This window comes from Candidatus Seribacter sulfatis, assembly GCF_964187635.1.
Lineage (GTDB): Bacteria > Verrucomicrobiota > Verrucomicrobiia > Opitutales > Seribacteraceae > Seribacter > Seribacter sulfatis.
Genome location: NZ_CAXLMO010000085.1, coordinates 1 through 4123, shown reverse-complemented (window position 1 = coordinate 4123; position 4123 = coordinate 1). Strand labels below are relative to the sequence as shown.

At 45.2% G+C, this 4123-nt stretch carries 2 protein-coding genes and 1 pseudogene; 2 read left to right on the top strand and 1 reads right to left on the bottom strand.

The annotated features are described in order from the left end of the window. Positions 1-408 (top strand): annotated as a pseudogene (locus ACKPQ5_RS08175) (arylsulfatase); the annotation flags it as partial. On the opposite strand, the gene ACKPQ5_RS08170 reads toward ACKPQ5_RS08175, so the two are convergent. After that, complete coding sequence (locus ACKPQ5_RS08170) at positions 405-1169, bottom strand: AraC family transcriptional regulator (RefSeq protein ID WP_407678614.1); 765 nt, start codon at positions 1167-1169, stop codon at positions 405-407. The pseudogene ACKPQ5_RS08175 and the gene ACKPQ5_RS08170 sit on opposite strands and share 4 nt — an antisense overlap. Positions 1170-1261: 92 nt before the next feature. On the opposite strand from ACKPQ5_RS08170, the gene ACKPQ5_RS08165 reads away from it, so the two are divergent. Further along, a partial coding sequence (locus ACKPQ5_RS08165) for a PVC-type heme-binding CxxCH protein (RefSeq protein ID WP_407678613.1) occupies positions 1262-4123 on the top strand: 2862 nt, incomplete at its 3' end.

Sequence of the window (4123 nt, the reverse complement as noted above, 5' to 3'; positions counted from 1 at the left end):
CTCGAGAATAGTGGGGAAGACAGCGTAAGCTTTCTTCCTGCACTTCATGGGAAAAAGATTGTTTCAAGTCGAAAGGGTGTGATCCATCATTCCATAAGCGGACATTTTGCCTACCGGCAGGGCCCCTGGAAACTCTTACTGGCAAAGGCATCAGGTGGATGGACTTCTCCCAAAGAAAAGCAGGCTCCTGCTGGCGCTGCACCTGGACAATTGTATGATATGTCTACTGATTTGGGCGAAAAAAAGAATTTGTATGAGGAAAAACCTGATATGGTTGCTTCGCTACTTGCATTACTTGAAAAAGATATTAAGCGAGGGAGGAGCACCAAAGGCCCCAAATCAAAAAATGACTACAATAATATTAAGCTTTGGAAAAGCGGAGAGCCAAAAAAAGGTAAGCGACCTTAACTGTACTGTTTACGATACTGCCTCGGGGTCATACTCATCCTTTTACGAAATTGTGCAGTAAAAGCACTCTGATCACAAAACCCTAATTCGTAACCAATATCAGTTAGGCTTCGGTTCGATTCCTTGAGTAATTTACAGGCCTTTTCAATGCGGATTTGAACGGAGAATTGTTGAGGGGTAAGTCCGGTTACTTCTTTGAATCTCCGATTTAGTTGGCGATGTGACAGGCCATACTGATTTGCTATCATTGCAATGCTGGGAGTGCCTTCATTACTCGCTTGCAGTTCTTCAATTACCATCTCCATCTCTTTGTCTCGAGTATGATTAATTGGAACTTTTTCGTATTTTTGAACCGTTCCCATTATTCCGATAGCTCTTTTTCGCCTGTCAAAAATGGGGAATTTATTGGTAATGTACCATGACGGTGTGCCTTGCTGGTTAAGAAATAATTCAACTAATCCTAATTTGGGTAATTTTTCGCGTATTATAGCTTCATCATCTTTCCTGAACTTGTTAGCCAGAGGTTCCGGGAAAAGCTGGAAATCGTCTTTTCCCAGCAACTCTTTTTGTGATTTAAGCCCCAATCTTCTGTAGAAAAAAGGATTGGCGAAGATTAAACGAAAGTCTTTATCTTTAACAAAAAAAGAAACACCGTTTATTTCTTTCAGTATACCAAGAAAGTTATGATTTGGATCGATTTCTTTAAGGAAATCTTTCGGGGAAGCCTTTTTTTTGTCAGGATTAATATGTCTAACTTTCAATAAAAAATGACGAAGTCAATCTATTGTTTAATATAAAATTATGATATTATTAAGAACCTTTAAATATTATCCCCACCTTTATTCCCGAAAAAATGGACCGTACGTTTATATATTTTTTCATAGCATTTCTGACTTTTCAAATAGGTAAGACTTTTGCCGATCCGATAAGAGTTCTTTTTCTTGGACACGAATCAACACATCATAATTCTAATCAGTATTACCCAATCCTGTCTAAGTCTCTTGGACGGGATGCCATTTATTTTGATTATGTCACCAGTGTAAACCAAGCATTAGACGATCCTGAGTACCTTAACCAATTTGATGGCCTTCTTCTCTATGCCAATCATCCCAAGCTTTCTTCCGGTCAATGGGAAAATTTACTGTCTTTTGTTCGTTCGGGAAAGGGATTTATTCCGGTTCACTGTGCGAGCTGGTGCTTTGCCAATATCCCCGAGTATGACCAGCTTGTCGGAGGCCGTTTCAAGAGTCACCAGGGTGCTGTCTTCAGCCCGAGAGTTGTAAAAGTCAATCATCCTGCCGTTCAGGGGATCGGTAACTTGGAGGCATGGGATGAAACTTATTTTCATGAGCGGCACAATTCGAAGAACCGGACTGTGCTGATGGTGAGGGATCCTTTGCCTGGTGATCCTCATGAGGATCCTGAACCATGGACTTGGGTTCGTGAGGAGGGAAAAGGGCGGGTTTTTTATACTGCTTCTGGGCATGATGAAAGAGTGTGGAATAAACCGGAATTTCACCAACTCCTCAAAAATGGAATCCTTTGGGCAGTGGGTGAAAAAGTTCACGAGCGCTATAAAAATTTTTTAGCAAATCGAGAACCGTTGAAGTACGAGAAGCGGGATAACATTGCAAACTATGAAAAAAGGCCGGAACCACTTCCTTACCAATTACCGCTTTCCCCTCAGGAAAGCATGAAGCACACTCAGGTTCCGGTGGGATTTAAACTCGAGCTCTTTGCGTCTGAGCCGGATATTGTGAACCCGATTTATTTTCAATGGGACAAACGCGGACGACTCTGGGTTGTGGAATCTGTGGATTATCCCAATGAGCTTAAGGACGGTCGTAAAGGAAAGGACCGCATTAAAATATGTGAAGACACTAATGGGGACGGCAAGGCGGATAAGTTTACGATCTTTGCCGATGGCTTTAATATTCCCACATCCATGACTTTCGCCCGGGGCGGAGTGATTTTGGCTCATGCCCCGGATATGCTTTTCCTCAAAGACACAGATGGGGACAATAAAGCGGATATCCGTGAAGTTCTGATTACCGGGTTCGGGCTTAATGATACTCATGCCGGTCCCAGCAATTTACGCTACGGTCTGGACAACTGGATCTACGGTACGGTTGGGTATTCAGGTTTCAAGGGAGAATTAAATGGAGAAAAATACAATTTTAGTAGGGGCACTTTTCGCTTCAAACCCGATGGTTCCAAGATGGAATTTCTTCATCAGTTCAATAATAACACTTGGGGAATCGGTTTGAATGAGCAGGGGGACATATTCGGTTCCACCGCCAATAACAATCCAAGTTTTTTCGGAGGAGTTCCGAATCGTGTGCATCAGGGAGAAAAACGGATGACTGCCAAAATGATCGCGAGTTCTCCCAGGTTTTATCCAATTACTCCCAATATCCGTCAGGTAGATGCTTTTAATGCTTACACTGCGGGTTGCGGACATGCCTTTGCTACGTCATCCGGGTTTCCTAAGTCCTGGCGCAACCGGAGAGCATTCGTGTGTGGTCCGACCGGTCATCTTCTTGGCATGTACGATGTTCGCCCAAAGGGTTCAGGTTTTGAATCAATTAATGCTTACAGTCTGGTCGCGAGTACCGACGAGTGGTTCTCTCCAATCGTAGCCGAGGTGGGCCCCGATGGAAACCTCTGGATTTCCGATTGGTACAACTTTATCATCCAGCATAATCCGACCCCGAATCTTAACCGGGGTGGATATGACGCCCAAAACGGACCCGGGAATGCCCACATAAATCCCAACCGCGACCGCCAGCATGGTCGCATTTATCGCTTGGTTTACCAAAAAAACCATGCTCCTGCTTTCAATCTAGAAAATGCAACATGGGAAAAACTGGTCAAAGCTCTCAGCCATGACAATATGTTCTGGCGTCTCACCGCCCAAAGGCTTTTGGTGAATAGTCAACCCAAGGAAGCGGTTCCTTCCTTAAGGAAATTACTGAACCAAGCTTCACCCGCGTCTCTTCACGCTCTTTGGACTTTGCAGGGCATGGGTGCTCTCGACGGCCCATCCCATGCAAAATGTCTCGTATCAAAAGACCCGGCATTACGCCGTAACGCGATCCGGGCTCTACCTGCTGACTTAAAGGGGCAACAAATGCTCCATGACAGTGCAACCCTTGGAGACAAGGATCTTCTTGTTCGGCTCGCTTCCTTCGTTCAACTTGCCTCCTTTCCGCGAGACAAGGGAACCCGCGATTTCGCATCCCTTCTGATGCGGGTTGAGGAAAATGCCAAGGACGAATGGCTCCGGTTACCCCTCCAGGCTCTGGGTGCGGTGAAAGCCAATTTGGTGGGGTATAAAAAGGGTCCAAATCTTTTGCCCAATCCCTCCTTCGAGTCTTCGGATGGTAAGTTGCCCACCAGTTGGAAGGTCCGGACTTACAGTGGGAGCGGTGCCATGGAGCATACGATCGAGACAGTCAGCAAGTCCGTAAAGACCGGCAAATCGTCCCTGCGTATATCATCCGAAGGGGGACATGACACCAGTGCTTATGCGAGTGTGCAAATTAGGTCAGGAGTCCGTTATTCGCTTTCTGCCTGGATTAAGACGGAAAGCGTCGAAGGGGGTGGAATGGGTGCATTACTCAATGTTCATGAATTGCAACAAAAGGCCATGACCAAGGGTATCCGAAAGACCCATGATTGGCAGAAAGTGGAAACCGTTTTTGTTAATCCTTCC